The sequence below is a fragment of the Bacillus sp. GBSW19 genome (assembly GCF_002998655.1).
Taxonomy (GTDB): Bacteria; Bacillota; Bacilli; order Bacillales; family Bacillaceae; genus Bacillus.
The window spans coordinates 356,960-378,749 of the sequence record NZ_PVRF01000002.1; the positions used below are offsets into that span (position 1 = coordinate 356,960).

The following is a 21,790-nucleotide window of genomic DNA, read 5'->3' on the forward strand; positions in this document are numbered from 1 at the left end:
TCAATCAGCTCCAACAATCGCCAGGAGATCACTCATTTTCTTCAGCATGAAATCAGGGCGATGCTTTAAAAGGGCCTCTTCTCCCTTAATCGACCAAGCAACACCTGCTGTTTTTGTTCCTGCCGCTTGACCAGACAAAATGTCGTGATAATTATCGCCGACCATCACCGCTTCATGCGGATCACTGCCAAGCTTGGATAATGCCAGCTGGACAGGTTCTGGATGCGGCTTCTCATTTTGGACATCATCGAGCGTCACAATCACCTCAAAGAATGGCTCTAAACCTGTCAGCTTCAAACCCATTAAAACCGTATCACGTATTTTTGTTGTGACTATCCCAAGTTTAAATCCTCGATCCTGCAGGACTTTCAATGTATCTAAAACAGTCTCATATTCAGTCACAAGCAGATCATGCTGTTGATGATTAAACGTTCGATACATCTGAATCATATCATCCGTTAGCTCAGGGTCCATCGCAGAGAATGTATCAAACAATGATGGACCAATGAAATGAAGGATCTCTTCACGGCTGTACTGACCAGGATAATAATGATCAAGCGTATGTTGAAATGAAGCAATAATTAATTCATTCGTATTGATTAATGTGCCATCTAAATCAAATAGCACGGTGTTAATAGTTGATTCGTTCATATGGCTTCCTTTCTAACAGCTGCAAGCTCCCGCTTCCGCCAAATATAGCTAATGGCAGCTGTTAATAAAATAGCAGATATCAGACGGATGACAAGAAGCGGCCACACAGGAATCCCAAGTGGAATAAATATCAGCGTATCTTCGACCACTGCATGGCAGGCAACAAGGAAAATGAAAGCAAGGGTTAAATCCTTTTTACTCACGCCGTCCTCTTCCACTGCCTTCATCATCACGCCGGCTCCGTATGCCAGACCGATGGTTAATCCAGCTACCATTGTCATCGACGTATTTTCTTTCATTCCAAGCATTCTCGTAAATGGAGACAGCCACTTAGACAGCGTATGGAGCCATCCTAAATCTCTCATGAATTGAATGATGATCATGAGAGGGATGACGATACAGGCGAGCTGGACCACACCGAGTACGGCTTTTTGTAAAGCGAGAAGGACAATCATGTACCAGCTGGAAGGCACATCAGCCGGCTGAGCTGCCGTCAGCAGTCCATATTGTGCTGGCTCCTGGCCTCCCTGCCAAACGAGATGAATGACAATAGCCGAAATAACAGCAAGGCTGATTCTGACCAGCAAAATGATAGACACTCTGAGTCCAACCTTTGCTGCCACTGTCGATTCGATGATCAGGTTATGGCAAAAGGACAGCATCACGGCCAAAATGAACACTTCCTTCACAGGAAGATCTAGTGTCAGAATGGCGGCTATGCCCGCATACAAGTTCAGCACATTTCCTAATACAAGCGGAATGGCCGCTTCTCCTGAAAGACCAAACAACCCCATAAATGGCCGTATGAATTGTATGATCCAATTCATAACAGGCGTATGCTGCAAGATACTGACGAGAATGGTAACCGGAAAGATGACTTTTCCAAGTGTCCAAGTTGTCGATAGCCCTGCCTTTAAGCCGCTTTTCCATGTCTCTCCCATCTCTTCTGATCCCCCCTGCTTAATTCGATGAGTTGTTCTCTTTATAAGGAATCGATGCGTATCCTTTCATTCTTCTAAAGATCATCAGCAGAACAGCCACTGCAAAAATGGCAATCGAAATCATTTGAGCGATTCGTAGATGTTCTGTCAGCATCAAGCTGTCCGTTCTCATCCCTTCAATGAAGAAACGACCGATTGAATACCAGATTAAATAAGACAAGAAGATTTCGCCTCTGCGCAGCGATGTTCTGCCTAATAAAATCAAGATCACAACACCGGCAAGATTCCATAATGATTCGTATAAGAACGTTGGGTGATAATAGGTCCCATCAATATACATTTGATTAATGATAAACTCTGGCAGATGCAAATTCTCTAAAAAGGCTCTTGAAACAGCCTCACCATGCGCTTCCTGATTAATAAAGTTCCCCCAGCGTCCAATTGCCTGCGCTAGTAAAATACTAGGTGCTGCTACATCGGCTATTTTCCAGAAGGACACCTTTTTCACTTTTGTAAAGACGATCGCTGTCAGCACAGCACCTATCAGCCCGCCATGAATAGCAATTCCGCCATTCCAAATCTTAATGATTTCATTTGGATGCTGCTGATAGTAATCCCATTCGAAGGATACATAATAAATTCGTGCACAAATAATGGCTATTGGAATCGCAAATAAGATTAAGTCAATAAACGTATCTTTATTGATTCCTCTTTTCTCACATTCTCTCAGTGCGAGCCAGAGTCCTACCAAGGCTCCGACCCCAATGATCACACCATACCAATGAACCGAAAGAGGTCCGAGCTGAAAAGCAATCGGATCAATTGGCTGAATCGCTTCGTTCATATAGACAACTCCTATTCATCCTGGCCATTGTCTTCAATGACATCGGCAAGTTTACTTGTAAATTGTTCCGCCGCATTATGTCCCATGCGTTTTAACCTGAAGTTCATCGCAGCCACCTCAATGATGACCGCTAAGTTTCGTCCTGGTCGTACAGGGATGGTCAGCTTCGGTACATCTGTATCGATGATTCGCATCTTCTCTTCTTCAAGTCCTAAACGATCGTACTGTTTGCCTTGTTCCCAAAGCTCAAGGTTCATCACAATCGTAATTCTCTTATAGCTTCTGACAGCACCGGCTCCAAATAAGGTCATCACATTAATGATGCCTAATCCACGGATTTCTAAAAGATGTTCAATCAGCTCTGGTGCGCTTCCAACTAAAGTATCCTGATCCTCTTGACGGATTTCCACGCAATCGTCTGCGACCAGCCTGTGTCCCCTCTTCACTAGTTCTAAGGCTGTTTCACTTTTTCCTACTCCGCTTTTTCCAATTAACAATACACCTACACCATATACATCTACGAGCACGCCATGAATCGCAGTCGTTGGTGCAAGCTTACTTTCTAAAAAGTTGGTCAACCGACTCGAAAGTCTTGTCGTTTTTAGGCTTGATCGTAACACAGGGACGCCATTTTCATTTGAAGCTTCAATTAATTCCTTCGGCACTTCACGATCTCGTGACAAAATAATTGCAGGGGTAATATCTGTACAAAGAGACATCATTCTCTGCTTTCGTTCGCGTTCTGGGAGTTGTTCAAAAAAAGAAAGCTCTGTTTTCCCTAAAAGTTGAACTCTTTCTTTTGGGTAATATGTAAAATAACCAGCCATTTCAATACCTGGTCTGGAAAGATCACTGATTGTAATGGGACGATTAATCCCTTCTTCCCCACTTACCAGTTCAAGATGAAATTGTTCCATTATGTCCTTCGTACGAACTTTCGGCACGTTTCTTCCTCCTTTTATCACAGGCGATTCAGAAATACAGCTCTATTTTATCACTTTCAATGATGATCCCAAAACAGTATTTTATCCTGATCCTGTTTCATCTGTTTCACTGGTATAGACAACTATACTTAAAAAGGGTAAACTAAGTCAAAGACAATGACTAAAGGGGGCACAATCATGAGCAGCTCTTTATTGCTCTCCAATATTCATATTGTGACAAAGACTGAAATGATTGCAAACGGTTTTGTCGGTTTACGCGACGGCAAGATTGACTATATTTCAACATCACCACCGACAGGAAATTATGAAAAAGTATATATTTCCCGGGAAAACTTTTATTTACTTCCCGGAATGATTGATATTCACATCCATGGCGGATATGGAGCAGATATGATGGATGCGACATCAGAAGCCATGAATACACTCGCTGACTACTTACCGTCAGAAGGAACGACAAGTTTTTTAGCAACAACCATCACTCAAAACCATCATGAGATTGAGCAAGCACTTAAAAATGTCGCTCAGTGGAAACATTATAATGAAGAACAAGCAGGAGTTCAGGCACAATGTTTAGGTATCCATCTTGAAGGTCCTTTTATTTCTAAAGATAAAGCAGGGGCACAGCCTGTTCAATGGATAAAGCAGCCCGATCTCCCTCTTTTTGAAAAATGGCTGGATGCTTCTCAACAGCTTATTCGAATTGTCACGTTTGCACCTGAGGAAGACCCTGACTTTGCTTTTCTTTCTCTGTTGCAAGAAAAAAACATCATTCCTTCTATTGGACATACGAATGCCCATCATGACATGATTGAATTAGCAGCTAATCATGGTGCACGCCATGTCACGCATCTTTATAATGCACTGAGTTCATTTCAACATCGTGAACCAAACGCTGTTGGGGCTGCTCTTACGAACGAGAATCTTCATACTGAGCTGATTACAGATGGGATTCACTCCCATCCACTTTCCATCAAGCTTGCATATTTGGCAAAAGGAAGTGATCGTTTGATCATGATTACAGATTCGATGCGCGCAAAAGGACTCGGGAATGGGACGTACGAATTTGGCGGTCAAACAGTCACAGTCAGCGGCGAAAAAGCATTACTCTCAGATGGTACACTTGCAGGATCGATCCTGAGAATGAAAGATGGCGTCAAACGGATGAAACAGATTACACATTGTGAATGGACAGAGATAGCGAAGATGACCTCAACCAATGCAGCCATTCAGCTAGGACTTGACCAGCAGCTCGGTTCGATCGAAGTTGGAAAACAAGCAGACCTTGTGATTTGGGATCAATCTGGCGAACTAATGATGACGATCTGCCGTGGACAAATCGTCTTTGAGAAAAAGGAGGCCAACCACTAATGAAGATCATCGAATTTGAAGATAAAGAACAATTAGGAAAAGAAGCAGCAGCCCTTATCGCACGCACAATCGCTTCTAAACCAGATGCAGTACTTGGCCTAGCAACGGGCGGTACACCTCTTGATACATATCAAGAGTTAATTCACCTTCATCAAGCACACCAATTGTCTTTCAAACAAACAAAAACAGTCAACTTAGATGAATATGCAGGACTTGATCCAGATCATGAAAATAGTTATATGACCTACATGAAACGTCATTTATTTGATCATATTGATCTCCCTCAGGATCAGTATTTCCTTCCAAATGGCGCTGCACCTGATTTAGAAAAAGAATGCTTAAGATATGATCAGCTCATTCAAGATATAGGCGGCATCGACCTTCAGCTTCTTGGAATCGGTCAAAATGGACATATCGGTTTTAACGAGCCCGGTACCCCATTTAACTCAAAGACTCATGTCGTGCAACTAGATGAAAACACCCGGGAGGCCAATGCAAGATACTTTTCTTCTATTGATAAGGTGCCTACACATGCCATTACCATGGGCATTGCAAGCATTCTTTCAAGTAAAAAGATTCTCCTTCTTGCATCAGGAAAATCAAAAGCGAAAGTGATACAATATTTAGAACAGACTGAGATACATCCAGACTTCCCAGCATCTGCTCTGAAACTTCATGAAGATGTGACAATTTTGATTGATCGAGAAGCTGGTTCACTACGCTAAAGCTAAACACGAGAGGATTTTCACATGTTTATTGATAAGCAGTCACCTATTCCGATGTACCATCAGATTATGGAGAACTTGAAAAAACAGATTGAGGATGGAACATTAGCACCTGATACACTCATTCCTTCTGAAAGAGAATATGCCGAACGCTTTGATATAAGTCGAATGACTGTCAGACAAGCCTTATCGAACCTTGTGAACGAAGGATATTTGTATCGACAAAAAGGAAAAGGCACCTTTGTTAGCCGAAAAAAGTTTGAACAGCCGCTTCAAGGCTTAACAAGCTTTACAGAGGATATGCGCCAGCGTGGGCTTAAAGCTTCAAGCCAGCTGATTGACTTCAAAAAAACCGTATGTCCAGAGCACTTACTGCCTGTCTTACAACTGTCAAATAGCGATGCTATCTTTGAACTCAAACGGATACGCCTTGCAAATGATGAACCGATGGCGATTGAAACGAGCTATATCCCTGAAGCATTTGCAGGAGATTTAACAAAGGAACATTTAACTGGCTCTATATATGAATATATAGAGCCTCAAACAGGCCTTGCAATTGCTCATGCAAAACAAGAGCTTGAAGCGAATGTAGCTTCAAAGGAAGAAGCACACGTGCTGTCTATTTCAACAGGCGATCCCGTGCTCTCAATCGCAAGAACGACTTATTTTCAGAATGACATTCCGTTTGAGTATGTTCTCTCCGTGTATAGAGGGGATCGTTACAAGCTCATTCATACAATGGAAAGATAAACAGTGCCCTCATAAAAGGAGGAGCACTGTTTTTTATTTCCTAAGAAATGTTGCTTCACGATCATCTTTTGTATGAATTTTCCATATAGGCGAAATTGCTTTTCCTTGAAAACGATCTTTTGCTACAGTGTACCAATAATAGTCTTCATTTGGCCTTAAGCCTTTCCACTCAAAGCTTGCTTTTTTGCCGCTTTTTACACCGCGTGCCTCTCCTATCAGGACATTTGTGTAGACATTAAGTTCAAAATAATTGGTTTTAACAGATTTCATTTTCGGCGTCAAATCCACATCAATTGAAAATTCATCCTGATCTCCATACGTTTTAGGATCATAGAAATGCTCTTGATTCATATAAGGTGAGTACGTCGTAAAATGAAGCTGGTTTTTTTCTTGATCGGCTGTTATCAGCCTCATAAACCCTTGTCCACCTTCAGGTCCTGACTGATAATCAGCGAGTATTTGATATACTTTCCGGTCTACTTTGCCATCCTGGTCATCGTCAAGCTCATCTACTTTCCTGCTTGCTCCGTGATAATGGCCGCTAAATACTGCCACAATATTGGGATGGCGTTTCACCACCTGATGGAAGATGAGGTCGCCAATCGGGCTGCGGTTGCCACTCACCAACAAATACTCATGGAAATTTAAAATGACGATGCGATCTGGATGCTCAGAAATCACACGGTTTAACCAATCAATTTCATCTTGCTTAATCCCCCAGCCCATGTATACCATCATATAATCATTGCCACCGGCAGAGATGAGATCATAATGACCTCGATTGTTTTGATAGGATTCACCATAGTAAGGTTTATTTGCAAAGCGTTTCTCCCCGAAATATTTCCCATATTCCGCATATAAGCCGTCCTTATGTCGAACATCATGATTTCCTGCTAAAACACCGTAAGGAATCTGATGCTCATCTAACACACGCATAAACGTATCGGCACGATGCCATTGTTTATCCTTTGAATCATCCACAATGTCACCTGTATGGAACACATATTGAATGTTTAACTTCTCCCTCTGGTCTCGGATCCACTCGACCATTTGTTTAAAGATATGAGGATAGCTCTTTGCATAATATTGTGTGTCAGACATCCAAACCATCTTATATGGCTTTTGCGCTTTGCTGATTTCATCCTGTACAAGCAAATCAAACGTATGATTCTTCATGTACTGTCTTACTGACAGCAGTCCTTTCAGGTAAAATTCTTTTTGATCTTTAGCAAAATGATGAGTGATTTTATCCCACTTTTCTTGCTGATGATTCCATGCATACATGGTCACCTTTCTCCCTGACAATGAACTCCCTTTCCACATCGCTTCGACGACATCCTTTTCACGTACATCTTGATGAACCTTGATTTGAAAACGATGATAGGGAAAACGATGTAAATCCTTCGTTTCAACTGACTTACCATCAGCAAATGCAATGCGATTCCTTTCTTGATTAGAAAAGATCATTTCTCCTTTTTCGTTAAAGCTTTTTGGCGGTTCTGTATCCGCTGCATATTTCAAAATCTTCATTGATGGATGCAGCGATGTATATTGGTAGGCACGGTAAAAGGAGTAATCCAGCTTATCATTCGTTGGATCCTTGGTGAGCACAGTTTGCTTAGACGATTTCATTTTCGTCTTATCTGCTACTCGTTCTGGTGTCTCAGGGTGTTCATGTACCGTTTTGAATTCTTTTTTCAACGTCGACATGTTCCCTGCGGCATCTTTTGCTTTAATTGTCAATGTGTGCTCACCAGGGTTTAATTCGCTAGAGGACGTCTGATATGGCAAGGAAATTGGCTTGCCATCTACATATGCCTTCATCTCCTCTATGTCACTCCAACGATCCGTTACCTTTGCTTTTAACGTAAAGGCACCTTTATATGGATCCTTTGTTTGAACGTTGGTCTTGATTTTCGGACCTGTGTTATCGACATTCACATGTACAGATGCATGCTCGTCTGAGGTTTTGGCCTCAATCAAATGTGGCCCCTCTTTCAGCCTTCTTGTGTCCCACTTCATATAGGTTGAAACATAAGCTTCTTTTGGAATTTCAAATTGAAATATTCTTACCTTTTTGGCGTTACCGCTGTCTCCCATTTTCCATTCTTTTTGCGGCTTTGCATTGATTGGAGGAATTTGTGTTCCATTCGACAGGATCATCCGGACGTTTTTTAATTCAAAATCATCGTGATTCTCTCCAGGCAGCCGATCTACTGGAGAAGACTTCGTTCCAGCATGGAAGGAGATCGTTTGGGGACCTGCTTTTTTCATCTCTGCTTCTGGTATTGGCATTGTATAGGTACGATACACTTTTGTCGAATCATCAAAAATAGAAAGTAAGTGCTTACCTATGGACACACCATTTTTAAAATATAAATTTGTCCCTTTGACATCAAATGCGATATATGGATCTGCTTCAAGGGCAGAAAATACTTGCTGATTTCGCTTTCCATCTATCAATAATTCAATGCTTTTTTTCCGATCAGACGTTGCCTTTAATGGAAATAATCCTGAAACCGTATCTCCTTCTTCTACATTGAATCGAAGGCCGTGGGCTTTGCTAACCTGCTCCACATCAATCATTTTTTTCATCGTCATTGCTGTATTTTCGCCGTCTGACGCTTCAAGCTGATATTCCAATTGTTCTTTACCAATCAACTCGGGTGAGTAAATAATATGATGAAATAACCGGTCGTTATGATCTTTTTGAAGCAGTATTTCCTTGAAATCATCTTTCCGATTTGTTCGATAGCGAAGCTTGACGGTTTTGACGGCCTGATCATCCTGTACATCCGCTTTAATCTCTATGCTTTCAGTTGGTTTCACTGGTTTCCTCACTGTCATATCTTCAATCACAGGTTTATGGATATCTTGAGAAATTTCTTTTTTCTCAGATGGAATTTGTGCTTTTAGCACTTTTCCAGGCGTAGGCTCTTCTTCAATTTTCGAGATCAGCTTCATTTGCGAAGTACCGTCCATTGGATATTTAAACAGCAAAGATTTATGCTCACTAAACCATGATGGCTTCAAACGAAATGCTGCTGAAGAAATCTCCTCCCCTATATTTGTTGTGATTGAAACAAGACGAGATTTAGAGTTGGACAGCCCTTTGCTCTCGATGACAGATACATGCTCTCCCTCTTTTAATTGACTTTTGTACATGGCATTGAAGTCCGCTACACTTAAATGCTCCTGCCCTTTTTTCCTCAGCCAGAAAACATAAGGTTTTCCAGGTGAAATGGTGACTGGATTTGCGTGAAAGGAATACACATCATCCATTTCAGTTCCTTGTGCAGGATTGCGGTAGCGAAGTTGATAATGTTTAAGAGAGATTGGCTCATGTGTCGTGTTATACACCTCGATAAATTCAAAGGCATCTTTGCCTTTGCGATTCTTTGAATTGACAACAATTTCCGTGATGACTAAGTCCGGAATGCGAGAAAGATCCTCTTCAAATCCATTTAAGTGGACAGATTGTTCTGCCGTTTTGATCACGGACTTTTGCGTAAGAAACTCTGTATAGTAACGAACGGTTGAATTCCATAATTGATCTGGCGGAATTTTCGCTGTAAATTCTGGCTTCATACCTGGTAACCGTTCCATTGGGATCAAACGGTACCCTAGTTCATCACTTTGTTTATAGTACAAGTTCGCAGACAAAATTTGTTCCGGATCCGTAATAGACGCACGAAACTGGAGATCACGGCTTTTTTCCCCTAGAACTGGACGGACCTCCACATGAAATCGATCAAAGATAAAAGGAGAAAAAGGCTTGTCCGGTATATTGACTTGTGTTTGAATAAAAGGCCCTGCTGAAGCAGGCTGATTGAAACAAAAAAGAATGATAAAAAAACATAAAAGCATGATTTGTCTGCTCACGTTCACCATCGTGCACCGCCTCCTTCGGATATTGTGTCTCCTGAAGGAAGTTTTTATGTCAGATGAAACGGAGAAACGATACAAAATGGTACAAAAAAACCGTTAGCTTTTTTTCGCTAACGGCTCCACAATTCCTTTTTGTATCAACAGATGGAAAATGGATAAAATGACAGCCATCCAAATGGCCGTTCCAAACCCATCAATGTTAAAACTATCACCCATAAAGCTCGATGTCATCATCAATGTGATGGCATTAATCACAAACAAGAACAATCCTAGTGAAAGGACGGTTACTGGAAGCGTTAAAATGATCAAAAACGGCTTCACTAAAATATTGAGCAAGGATAAAATGATACTTGCGACAATGGCTGCCCCAAACCCTTCAATATATACGCTTCCGAGCCCTGGCAGAATGCCTGAATCAAAATATCCAGCAATGACGATTAAAAGTAATGCATTTACTAAAATACTGACGATCCATCTAAGCATTTAGTTAGTGCCTTCTTCCGGAACAACAAAATACCAGATGAAGTAGACCAGGAAGATAGGCATAAATGCTGTCAAAAATCCGATGATGACCGTTAAAATGCGAAGCAGGGATGCATCGACACTTAAGTATTCGGCAAGTCCACCAACAACACCCGCTATTTTTTTATCTGTTGCTGAACGATAAAGCTTCTTCATGTAGAATCACTCCTTGTCTGATTGGTGCTTTACTTGAATTGAACCTGTTTTTGTTTCTGCAAAAATGGATATACTGTTCACTGCCTGTTGATTGGCTTTGATCATTTTCTCTTTTTGTAATGTTTCATTTTTCTCTTTAATCATCTCTGCATCAAGCAAATCATGAGAAATAGACCCAAGATTGCTTTTCAGTTCAGCGGTCACTGCACACGCACGCGGGATCTGGACGTCCACACTGCCTGTTGTCGTTTTCGCATAAATGGAACGGCACTTTTCATCCGACAGCTGAACAGCAATGTTTCCGTTAAAGCTTTGGGCATCAATTGATTCACTTTTCCCGCGCAGGTCAATGAGCCCATTGATGGTTTCTACTTCAATCATACCACACTCGTGATCCGCCAGTTTAATTTGTCCGTTTGCTGTTTCAATTCCGACCTTTTCTGCCTGTAACGAGGCAAAAGAGACAACACCATTGGTGGTTTTCGCAGCAAGTTCTTTTGTCTTTAGCTTTTCCCCGCGAATCGGACCATTAAACAGTTTAACCTTGATTTTATCGTATTGGATACGAGGTACATATAAAGTGACATTGACTTTCATCGTCTTCTTTTCGGTCCGTATAAAAAATTTATCCCCTTCCAGGCCGCAGTCCAATTGATTGAGAAATTGCTGTCTTGCCTGCTCTCCGTCCTCTGCACGGTAGATTTTCGCATGGCACTCTGCACGAATATCCCCATCGTCCCAAGGCATCACATTGAGACTGCCGTTCGCCAATTGAATATCTAAATGAGAGAGCGTGGCGTCTTTAAACTGAAAAATGTGCTCAACGTCGACCGACTGTCCAAAGTTTAAATCAAGATCTACGTCTTTCACCTTTTTCACCGCAGAATCTAACCAGCCAAACAGCTTTGCACCAAGATTTTCAGTACCAGTTCCTTTGCTCTCTGTGCCAGCTTTTTCTTCATGAAAGGTGTGATCAGCTGTAGACTTTTCTAATGAAACAGACTGACTTTCTTCTAGTTTTTCAAGCAGCGTAATCGCTTCTTTTGCCGATAATGTCCCGTCTTCTACTAATTTTAAAATGCGTTCTTTTTCATTCATACAAAGCCCTCCTACGATTTGATGGATTGAAGTACTTTAATACCTTGAATGATATTCCAAATGACAGAGATCAAAAAGCCAATGGCGACTAAAAAGGACAAGATGAGCATCGTGATCACTGGAATAAGTGAGTCACTTGCCTGTGTCGCCAATAAAAATGGGATAGATCCAAAAACCAGTATCACGCACGCTGCGACTGGCAAAAGGTGTGACCACAATGCCCGCATCGCGTGCCGTTTCGTTTCCTTTTGATCAACTACAAAATATGCCACGATCGGTACAATAAACGGCATAAAAAATACACTAAAATAACAAATAGATGCAATGATCGACTGATCTCTATTCATATATTCGCTCCTTCATGATGAAAATTCCTTTCTCACTCATACGTTTATTGCGTATCAAAAGTTTCAAAATCATTCGAATTACATATGACCTTAGACACAAATTATATCTTTTTGCACCTAAGTATAGATTCTTCACGGATTACCCTTTAAAATATGTTGAAAAGATGGTGATTATCATTATAGGGGGTAATTATTTTGACAGATCATCATAATACTAACCACACGGCTCAAACGCTTTTAGACCTTATACAGAAACAGAAAAGCATGAACAGCGATATGATCAGGGAGCTTGAGACCATTCATCCGTCTCATCCAAAGTATGGTGATATCCGTTATTTAAAAGTACTGCTCGACAGCAGCAGCACCCATATTTTAAAGGATTTAACGCAACTCAGTCATTTAATGCCGAAGGAAGATGCGCAATAAAAGAAAAACCCCTCTTAACGAGGGGTTTCAGCGTGTAGGCAAACCCTCGCATTTTTTGTCAGGACTGCGCGCTGGTGCTCCCGAATGTCAAATTCGCTCCGCGCCAGTGCTCATCTTTCCTAGACTTCAAAGGTTTTCTATCACACTGAAAAGAAGACAAAGGGCTAAAATAAACATCATTTTAGCCCTTTGTCAACAATCTGAAACCCCTCTTAACGAGGGTTTTTTTATGATGACGTTACACTTTCTGTTTCTTTGACCAACTGTTTCATTCGTTCACGGTCACGTTCTAAAATAGGCTTCAAGTATTGACCAGTGTAAGAAGCTTCTTCTTTTGCAATCTGCTCAGGAGTCCCAGAGGCAATGATCGTTCCGCCGCCTGCACCGCCCTCTGGTCCGAGATCAACGAGGTAATCAGCAGCCTTGATAATATCAAGGTTATGCTCAATCACTAGCACCGTATCTCCGTTTTCGACCAAACGCTGAAGCACTTTTAATAAACGGGCAATATCATCCACATGCAGACCTGTTGTCGGCTCGTCTAAAATATAAAGAGACCTTCCGTTTGAACGGCGGTGAAGCTCAGATGCTAATTTCACACGCTGCGCCTCTCCCCCGGACAATGTCGTCGCAGGCTGTCCAAGTGTAATGTATCCTAGCCCAACATCAAAAATCGTTTGAAGCTTCCGCTTAATTTTCGGGATATTCTCGAAAAATTGGAGTGCGTCCTCCACAGTCATTTCAAGGACATCGGCAATGTTTTTCCCTTTATATGTGACCTCAAGTGTCTCGCGGTTATAACGTTTCCCGTGGCACACCTCACAAGGCACATACACATCAGGTAAAAAGTGCATTTCGATTTTAATGATGCCATCTCCACGACACGCCTCACAGCGTCCGCCTTTGACGTTAAAGCTGAATCTGCCTTTTTTATAGCCTCGTACCTTTGCTTCATTGGTTTGTGCAAACACATCCCGCACATCATCAAATACGCCTGTATACGTAGCTGGATTGGATCTCGGCGTACGGCCGATTGGAGATTGATCAATATCAATCACCTTATCTAAGTGATCCATTCCTTTGATCTCTTTGTGCTGTCCTGGCTTCGCCTTCGCTCTGTGCAGTTTTTGCGCAAGTGATTTTAATAGAATTTCATTCACAAGCGTACTTTTCCCTGAGCCGGACACACCGGTCACAGCTGTAAAGACGCCTAGAGGAAACTTCGCATTGACGTTTTTCAGGTTGTTTTCTTTTGCACCTTTGATCTCAATGTAGCGGCCGTCAGGCTTTCTTCTTTCGATCGGCAGCGGAATAAATTTCTCACCCGATAAATATTGTCCTGTTAAAGATTTCTTGTCCTTCATGACTTCTTCCGGCGTCCCAGCTGAAATCACTTCCCCTCCATGAACACCTGCTCCAGGTCCAATATCAATCAAATAATCAGCGGCCAGCATCGTATCCTCATCATGCTCTACGACAATGAGGGTGTTCCCGATGTCACGCATGTTTTTCAATGTCCCGATCAACCGGTCATTGTCACGCTGATGCAGACCAATGGATGGTTCATCTAATATATAAAGAACACCTGTCAGCCTTGACCCGATTTGAGTCGCCAGACGAATCCGCTGCGCCTCTCCGCCGGATAGTGTGCCCGCTGACCGGCTCAATGTGAGGTAATCTAATCCCACATTATTTAAGAAAGACAATCGTTCTTTGATTTCACGTAAAATGAGCTGGGCAATCTGCAAATCTTTCTCAGACAACTCGATTTCACCATATAAATCAAGGGCATCAGAGACAGACAAATCAGTGATTTCTCCGATATGTTTGCCATTGATCAGAACCGCAAGCGTTTCTTTTTTCAGACGATATCCTTTACATGTCGGACATGGCTGATTGGCCATATATTTTTCCATTTGCTCACGAATATAATCAGAGCTGGTTTCCTTATAGCGTCTCTCAATGTTACGAAGAACGCCTTCAAATTCAATTTCATTTTCACGTACCTGACCAAAATCATTTTCATATTTAAAATAAATCCGTTCAGAGCCGCTGCCATATAAAATTTTATCGAATAAATGCGACGGTATATCCTTCACTGGAATGTCCATGTCGATGCCGTAATGTGTACATACTGCCTCAAGAAGCTGAGGATAGTATTGTGAGCTTTGCGGCTCCCATGGGGCAATAGCATGCTGTCGTAACGTCAAATCCTTATTAGGAATGACGAGCTCAGGGTCAACTTCTAGTTTAGAGCCAAGCCCATCACAGCTCGGGCAGGCACCGAAAGGACTATTAAATGAAAACATTCTCGGCTCAAGCTCACCAATAGAGAATCCGCAGTGCGGACAAGCATGATGTTCACTGAATAACAGCTCTTCTTGTCCAATCACGTCAATCATCACACGGCCTTCACCTAGTCGCAGCGCCGTTTCAAGGGAGTCAGACAGCCGAGCCGCAACGCCTTCCTTCACCACGATTCGGTCAATCACGACTTCAATGGAATGCTTCTTGTTCTTTTCAAGCTCGATCTCTTCTGACAGATCTTCCATCTCTCCGTCGACTCTTACTCGAACATAGCCCTGCTTTCGAATTTGATCAAGTACTTTGACATGTGTTCCTTTGCGGCCAGATACAACCGGAGCAAGCACTTGCAATTTCGTTCTTTCTGGATATTCTAAAATACGATCTGTCATCTGCTCAATCGTTTGGGACGTAATTTCAATTCCATGTATCGGACAAATAGGTTTCCCGACTCGAGCATACAAGAGACGTAAATAATCATAGATTTCAGTAACGGTTCCAACCGTTGATCTAGGGTTCCGGCTCGTCGTCTTCTGGTCAATACTAATCGCCGGGGAAAGACCTTCAATGGCATCTACATCCGGTTTATCCATTTGACCGAGAAATTGGCGCGCATACGCTGAAAGAGATTCAACGTACCTGCGCTGACCCTCTGCATAAATGGTATCAAAGGCAAGAGACGATTTTCCTGAACCAGATAAACCCGTGATGACCACTAGCTGGTCACGCGGGATATTCACATCAATATTTTTAAGGTTGTGGGCTCTAGCACCTTTCACCTCTATTCGTTCCATAGCCATCAGGCAATCATCCTTCCGCTTTTAGCTCTAGCAATAGATCTCTTAATTCTGCTGCTTTTTCAAAATCAAGCGCTTTTGCTGCATCTTTCATTTCCATCTCGACCTTTTCGATCACTTTTTCTCGTTCTTTTTTGCTCATTTTTGACAGCTTTGGTGCTGCATTTGTTTCATATTCTTCCGATTCCTCATGTATCTTTGTTGCCTTAATGGCATCTCTGATTTTCTTATGGATGGTTTGCGGAGTAATCCCAAATTTCTCATTATACGCCTCTTGCTGCTCTCGTCTGCGCTTCGTTTCTTGAATCGCAATATCCATTGATTTGGTCATTTTATCTGCATACATAATGACCCGGCCTTCTGAATTTCTCGCTGCACGGCCAATCGTCTGGATGAGGGATCTTTCAGAGCGTAAAAAGCCTTCTTTATCCGCATCTAAAATCGTCACGAGCGACACCTCTGGAATATCCAGTCCTTCACGAAGAAGGTTGATTCCCACAAGCACATCATATTTTCCGAGACGTAAATCTCGAATAATCTCAATCCGCTCAAGGGTTTTAATTTCTGAATGCAGATAATTGACCTTGATTCCGATCTCTTTTAAGTAATCTGTGAGATCCTCAGACATTTTCTTCGTCAGCGTAGTCACGAGCACACGCTCATTTTTCTCAATCCGAGCATGAATTTCTCCAATTAAGTCATCAATTTGACCTTCAATCGGACGCACTTCAATGATTGGATCAAGTAAACCTGTTGGACGAATAATTTGTTCCACAACCTCTGGAGTTTTCTCAAGCTCATAAGGACCAGGAGTGGCAGATACATGCACAATATGGTTGATATGCTTTTCAAACTCATCAAAGGTGAGCGGTCTGTTATCAAGTGCTGAAGGCAGACGGAATCCGTGATCAACCAACACTTGCTTTCTTGCTTGGTCCCCGTTGTACATCGCGCGGATTTGCGGGATCGTCACGTGTGACTCATCGACAACAATCATAAAATCATCTGGGAAATAATCAAGCAATGTGTAAGGTGTTGAACCAGGAGGGCGCAAGGTCAGATGCCTTGAGTAGTTCTCGATTCCTGAACAAAAGCCCATTTCTCTCATCATCTCAAGGTCATATCTTGTCCGCTGCTCAAGGCGCTGCGCTTCTAGCAATTTTCCATTATCTCGAAGCTTTTCGAGCTGCTCCTCAAGCTCTTGTTCAATATTAATAATTGCTTTTTCCATTTTTTCTTCTCTTGTGACGAAGTGAGATGCTGGGAAAATAGCCACATGTTCACGATCACCGAGTATTTCTCCAGTCAGTGCATCCACTTCACGAATACGTTCAATTTCATCACCGAAAAACTCCACTCTGATACAATGCTCATCACGTGAAGCAGGAAAAATTTCAACGACGTCTCCTCGTACTCTGAAGGTTCCGCGCTGAAAATCTATATCATTACGAGAATACTGAATGTCCACCAGCTTACGAAGAAGCTGATTGCGTTCAATCTCCATTTCAGTACGTAAAGACAGCACAAGCTCTCGGTATTCTTCTGGCGAACCTAAGCCATAAATACAGGACACACTGGCAATGATGATGACATCTCTCCGCTCAAATAACGAGGAAGTAGCGGAGTGTCTCAGCTTATCAATCTCATCATTGATGCTGGCATCCTTTTCAATAAATGTATCAGTCTGAGGCACATACGCCTCTGGCTGGTAATAATCATAGTAACTCACAAAATATTCGACAGCATTATTCGGAAAGAATTCCTTGAACTCGCTGTATAGCTGACCGGCAAGTGTCTTGTTATGCGCAATGACAAGTGTCGGTTTGTTCACTTCTTTGATCAGGTTGGATACAGTAAAGGTCTTTCCCGTACCTGTAGCACCTAACAGCGTTTGATGCTGTTTCCCCTGATGGATCCCCTCAACAAGCTTTTCAATCGCCTTCGGCTGATCTCCTTGGGGCTGATAGTTAGAAACTAATTCAAAGCGGTCACTCACATCAAAGCCTCCGTTTCGTTACGAAATCTATCTAATGAATATATTATCATAAAAGAACACAAAAATACGAACTAAAGTTCGGCTCTTGCTTGATTTTTATTTCCAATACAGTCATACCCTCTCTTCCATGGCAAATAACCCTCTTACGAAAACCTTCCTTTCAGTATGGAACATTTTGGTGAGAGATATTCGATGAGCAGAAAAAGATCACAAAAAGAAAGCTGCACTCACTAGAATTCGTAAGCACAGCTTAAAAAACGTCACCTTTCGGCCTAGCACGCTCTTGATGATGACATCAATGATGTTTTTCAGCCTTTTCTCTTTTTTCAATTTCTTTTTTAGCCATATATAATGCCCCAGCTACTAAAGAAATTATATCTAATCCCACAATAAAGTAGGTTTCTGTATAGCCCTTCATGTACGAGGCAAATAAAAGCGCTGCTGTTAATGCAATGCCCACATAATGATTATAAGTAACCTTTGAAAATAAAATAACGAGCAGGAAAGGAAAAACAAGTGCAAATATGGCTTTTGTAATCACAAAAACCCTCCCTCTTCTTGGTCTACTTCCTTGATTATAGTAAAGATTGGCATATTGAACAATTCACAGTTTTCAATTTCACCTATTTTTCTTTCTGTTCGGAGACTTTTGTTATAGATATAGAAGGAAATTAGTGAGAATGTCCCCTTTGTAAAGATAGGTCTTTCCGTCTTTGACAGTAACATCCAATACATCCTATGATTAAAATGATAGTGCGCACTATCATTTTAAAAACTATAGAGAGACATACAAATCATTGGCTATTTGGATAAGGGGGCATTCCCATGTATTCAGTTTTATTTCATGCGGCTGAAGAATCCGCAGCACTCGCAGGGGCAAAAGGCCTGAATTTAATTAAATTAAACAATCACGGACTGCCAGTCCCAGATGGATTTATTATCAAAACCAACAGCTTTTCAAGCTTTCTTTCATATCACAACCTGCATCCAACTGAACAAAACCTTGCTAACAAAATCAAAGAAGCATCGTTTCCTTCTCAAATGGAAGCAGAACTCCTTTCGTCCTTTCAATCATTGCGGAAGACTTATCCCTCAGTTGCAGTTCGATCCTCTTCTGTTGCTGAAGATCTCGAAGGCGCCTCATTTGCAGGACAGTACGAGACCTATTTAAATATCAAAACAAATGAAGAATTCTTACAGGCTGTCAAAGAATGCTGGTCTTCTTATTTTGCAGCGAGAGTGACAGAATATAAGGAAGAGATGGATGAAAACGAGGAAGAGATGCCGCTCATGGCTGTTGTCGTTCAAGGATTGATCCATTCTGACGTCTCCGGAGTCATCTTTAGTGAGAATCCCGTATCGGGAAAAACAAATGAAATGATGCTGACAGCAAGCTACGGATTAGGAGAAGCAATCGTCTCCGGGCTTGTGACACCAGACACATTTATTGTAGACAAAGAGACACTTTCTATTGAAAAATCACTTGGAACGAAAGAGCTGCAAATTATTCCTTATCAAGAAGGTGTCATTGAACAGTCAGTAACGGAGGAAATGGCTGGGCAATATTGCCTGAATGATGACGAATTAGTAGAAATCACGCAAATCACCAAACAAGTAGAAGCACTTTATGGACATAGCGTCGATATCGAATTTGGAATAGCAAATGGCACATTTTATTTACTTCAAGCCAGGCCGATTACCGTAGCCCTCTCAAAAGCAGCAGATGAAACAGCGGGTACTTCTTTTCAAATGCAGCCAGATGAGCTGCAGGATTTCTGGATCTCAATGGACGATCATATGCCTGGGCCAACGAGTCCTCTCTTTTCAAGTCTGATCATCCCAGCATTAAAAAGCGGAATGAAGAAAAATGGTGAAAAATATCAAGTACCTGATCTGAATATTAAAAATATCAAGCTTTATAGAGGCCACCTGTACTCAGCACCGTCACTGCCTGAAGCGAGTGCAGAAGCTGCTCCAGTTTTTGATGAGCGCATATTTGAGTTATTTCCGCATTTAAGTGAACGTATGTATGAGATTTTAGAGAAAAATTTCTTTCCCTTTTACGAAAAACTCGATCACCAAATGAAGGAACCTATGACCATTGAAGAAGCCATCATCGGCTTCGAAGAATTAAAGGCTTTTTATATACAAGCCTACGATGATCATTTTGATATTGTCATACCACAAGTTATTCTATCGGCTATGATCGAAGACATGCTTGTGACATATACTGGTGATCAAACACAAGTGGTCCTGCTGCATGAGATGTTGATAGGCGTGATGAACAAATCTCTTGAAACAGACAAGAAGCTTTCTGATTTTGCAAAGAGTGTCCTTCAAGATCCTGAACTTCATCAAGCATTTATGAAGCATGAAAAGAACCCAGAGCTGCTTGATGCACTCAATCACTCGGAAAAAGGCAGACACTTCATTTCGGCATTAGAGGAGTTTCTTCAAGTCTATGGCTGGCGATCTGTTAAAAGTCATGACCTTACGGAAGAAACATGGGTGGAAAACCCTGAGTTTATACTAGATATCATCAGAAACAACATTCAGTCCCAATGTGATTTTGATGAAGAATTTGCACAAGCCGTCATCAAAAGACAAGAGACATATGAACATTTTATGAGCCAAGTGAAGGATGAAGCGTTTAAAACAAAATTTGAGACACTTTATCAATTTGCCCTACAGGCCGCTAATATCCGTGATGATCATCACTTCTACATTGATGCCATGTTAGATGCTAAAGCCAGAGTATATCTATTAAAAATTGGCGAACTTCTTGTACAAAAAGGAGCGATTCCTCATCAAGAAGATCTATGGTATCTCTACGATGAGGAGGTACACACAGCGCTCACAACGTCTACAACATTCGATACGGTCATTGCACAAAGAAAAATCGAAATGAAAGAAAATGAAGACATTCAACCACCAGCTTATATGGGCACCCCAACTGAAGCTGAATTGCAGCAAGTGGAAAAAATGCTCGGTTCATTAAGAGAAAATGAAAATAACACAAACGATATGATCTATGGAATTGGCGCATCTAGCGGTATTGTTTCTGGAAGAGTAAAAGTCATTACATGTGCTGAGGAATTCTCACAATTTCAAAAGGATGATATTTTAGTTTGCAAAACAACCACACCTTTATGGACGAGCTTATTTAGAGATGCAAAAGCAGTCATAACCGATGCTGGAGGCATTTTGTCTCATTCAGCTATTATCGCTAGAGAGTATATGATGCCAGCTGTCCTAGGTACCCGAATAGCGACTGAAACACTTCAATCCGGTGACCTTGTGACAGTAGATGGTAGCAATGGACGCATTCAGATATTAAAACAGCATGCACGTGTCTAACTTTATCGTTTTGGGTCATATTGGCGGTCATAGGTTTTATCGGTATACTTACTTTGTTGCAAACACATTCATAACCTGAGGTGAGTATGCTTGTTAAAATCTACAAATCAACGAATCATTCGCGCAACAATGGATTTATTAACTGAAAAGGGCTATCAAAAAACCACAACCAAAGAAATAGCCACAAAAGCGAATGTCAGTGAAGCGACTATTTTTCGCAACTTTAAAAACAAACGCGGCGTCATTGCTGCCATTATGAAAATGAAATCAACACCGACGAAAACCTTAGAAGCAGAATTTAAAGGCGATTTATACACCGATTTAAAGTTTCTCGGTTCCTATTTCCTTGAAGATTTAACTTCAAAAAAAGAATTTATTTATATCAGCATGCGAGAACCGGCTATGTTTAAAGATTTGACCAGTCATGAAAAAATTTATCCTCAAGAACTAAGGGAAATGCTGATACAATATTTCAAAAAGATGAGTGCTCAGCATCATGTCTTAAAAGGAAAAGAAGACATTTATGCAGACATTTTCATTAGTACGTATTTCGGTTTTTTTATTCAGCAGCTAGAGCAAGACTTTCAACTCGTTTTAACACAAAAAGATGATTTTATTGAGACATACACACACATTTTCATGAGAGGAATTTCTCCCGCTTAAAGGGTGGAATTCT

Annotated in this window: 18 protein-coding genes; 6 read left to right on the top strand and 12 right to left on the bottom strand. The window is 41.5% G+C overall.

Translation table 11 applies throughout. The features are described 5' to 3' along the window. From ppaX to hprK, 4 genes are read right to left on the bottom strand one after another with little or no spacing between them, the layout of a single operon-like run. On the bottom strand, positions 1-651 hold the full coding sequence (ppaX, locus tag C6344_RS11640; protein ID WP_066031702.1) for a pyrophosphatase PpaX: 651 nt from the start codon (positions 649-651) through the stop codon (positions 1-3). Continuing rightward, on the bottom strand, positions 648-1,592 hold the full coding sequence (locus tag C6344_RS11645; protein WP_060597362.1) for a nucleoside recognition domain-containing protein: 945 nt from the start codon (positions 1,590-1,592) through the stop codon (positions 648-650). The genes ppaX and C6344_RS11645 overlap by 4 nt, the downstream gene beginning before the upstream one ends. A 19-nt stretch (positions 1,593-1,611) precedes the next feature. Further along, the gene (lgt, locus tag C6344_RS11650; RefSeq protein WP_106072958.1) at positions 1,612-2,436 is read right to left on the bottom strand and encodes a prolipoprotein diacylglyceryl transferase; all 825 of its coding nucleotides are present in this window, start codon (positions 2,434-2,436) and stop codon (positions 1,612-1,614) included. A gap of 11 nt (positions 2,437-2,447) precedes the next feature. Then, a complete protein-coding gene (gene hprK / locus C6344_RS11655) occupies positions 2,448-3,380 on the bottom strand; it encodes an HPr(Ser) kinase/phosphatase (RefSeq protein ID WP_003212943.1) in 933 nt (310 codons plus the stop codon). A 177-nt stretch (positions 3,381-3,557) separates the two neighbouring features. On the opposite strand from hprK, the gene nagA reads away from it, so the two are divergent. Genes nagA through C6344_RS11670 form a run of 3 tightly spaced genes read left to right on the top strand, consistent with a single transcriptional unit; the run spans position 3,558 to position 6,223 of the window. Next, on the top strand, positions 3,558-4,748 hold the full coding sequence (nagA, locus tag C6344_RS11660; RefSeq protein ID WP_066031700.1) for an N-acetylglucosamine-6-phosphate deacetylase: 1,191 nt from the start codon (positions 3,558-3,560) through the stop codon (positions 4,746-4,748). Continuing rightward, entirely contained in the window at positions 4,748-5,473 is a 726-nt protein-coding gene (gene nagB, locus C6344_RS11665) for a glucosamine-6-phosphate deaminase (RefSeq protein ID WP_066031699.1), read from the top strand. Before nagA ends, nagB begins: the two co-directional genes overlap by 1 nt. Positions 5,474-5,497: 24 nt before the next feature. Further along, a complete protein-coding gene (locus tag C6344_RS11670) occupies positions 5,498-6,223 on the top strand; it encodes a GntR family transcriptional regulator (protein WP_106072959.1) in 726 nt (241 codons plus the stop codon). Positions 6,224-6,256: 33 nt separating this feature from the next. Here the strand turns inward: C6344_RS11670 and C6344_RS11675 are convergent, their stop codons facing one another. The 5 genes from C6344_RS11675 to C6344_RS11695 all read right to left on the bottom strand — a co-directional run bounded on the left by C6344_RS11675 (position 6,257) and on the right by C6344_RS11695 (position 12,234). After that, positions 6,257-10,114 carry a lamin tail domain-containing metallophosphoesterase family protein gene (locus C6344_RS11675; protein WP_106072960.1) on the bottom strand — a complete coding sequence of 1,286 codons (3,858 nt, stop codon included), beginning with the start codon at positions 10,112-10,114 and terminating at the stop codon, positions 6,257-6,259. A gap of 93 nt (positions 10,115-10,207) precedes the next feature. Beyond that, positions 10,208-10,594, bottom strand: a complete 387-nt coding sequence (locus tag C6344_RS11680; protein WP_024423577.1) for a phage holin family protein — start codon at positions 10,592-10,594, stop codon at positions 10,208-10,210. Beyond that, positions 10,595-10,789, bottom strand: a complete 195-nt coding sequence (locus C6344_RS11685) for a PspC domain-containing protein (RefSeq protein ID WP_060597366.1) — start codon at positions 10,787-10,789, stop codon at positions 10,595-10,597. A 6-nt stretch (positions 10,790-10,795) separates the two neighbouring features. After that, positions 10,796-11,887 carry a DUF4097 family beta strand repeat-containing protein gene (locus C6344_RS11690; protein WP_106030548.1) on the bottom strand — a complete coding sequence of 364 codons (1,092 nt, stop codon included), beginning with the start codon at positions 11,885-11,887 and terminating at the stop codon, positions 10,796-10,798. 11 nt (positions 11,888-11,898) lie between these two features. Next, positions 11,899-12,234 (bottom strand): magnetosome magnetite crystal formation protein family, encoded by a 336-nt coding sequence (locus C6344_RS11695; protein WP_034660105.1) that lies wholly within the window; start codon positions 12,232-12,234, stop codon positions 11,899-11,901. 195 nt (positions 12,235-12,429) lie between these two features. Between C6344_RS11695 and C6344_RS11700 the strand changes: the two genes are divergently transcribed. Then, positions 12,430-12,660 (top strand): hypothetical protein, encoded by a 231-nt coding sequence (locus C6344_RS11700; RefSeq protein WP_034660106.1) that lies wholly within the window; start codon positions 12,430-12,432, stop codon positions 12,658-12,660. Positions 12,661-12,887: 227 nt separating this feature from the next. On the opposite strand, the gene uvrA is transcribed toward C6344_RS11700, so the two are convergent. The 3 genes from uvrA to C6344_RS11720 form a co-directional block, all read right to left on the bottom strand. Continuing rightward, a complete protein-coding gene (uvrA, locus tag C6344_RS11710) occupies positions 12,888-15,764 on the bottom strand; it encodes an excinuclease ABC subunit UvrA (RefSeq protein ID WP_060597368.1) in 2,877 nt (958 codons plus the stop codon). 7 nt (positions 15,765-15,771) lie between these two features. Beyond that, complete coding sequence (gene uvrB, locus C6344_RS11715; RefSeq protein WP_034660110.1) at positions 15,772-17,757, bottom strand: excinuclease ABC subunit UvrB; 1,986 nt, start codon at positions 17,755-17,757, stop codon at positions 15,772-15,774. Between the two features lie 295 nt (positions 17,758-18,052). After that, a complete protein-coding gene (locus tag C6344_RS11720) occupies positions 18,053-18,298 on the bottom strand; it encodes a CsbA family protein (RefSeq protein ID WP_012011392.1) in 246 nt (81 codons plus the stop codon). Between the two features lie 284 nt (positions 18,299-18,582). Between C6344_RS11720 and C6344_RS11730 the strand changes: the two genes are divergently transcribed. Beyond that, on the top strand, positions 18,583-21,114 hold the full coding sequence (locus tag C6344_RS11730) for a PEP/pyruvate-binding domain-containing protein (protein ID WP_106036484.1): 2,532 nt from the start codon (positions 18,583-18,585) through the stop codon (positions 21,112-21,114). A 90-nt stretch (positions 21,115-21,204) separates the two neighbouring features. Continuing rightward, positions 21,205-21,777: a TetR/AcrR family transcriptional regulator gene (locus C6344_RS11735; protein WP_060597371.1), complete on the top strand. Its 573-nt coding sequence runs from the start codon at positions 21,205-21,207 to the stop codon at positions 21,775-21,777. Positions 21,778-21,790 lie beyond the last annotated feature (13 nt).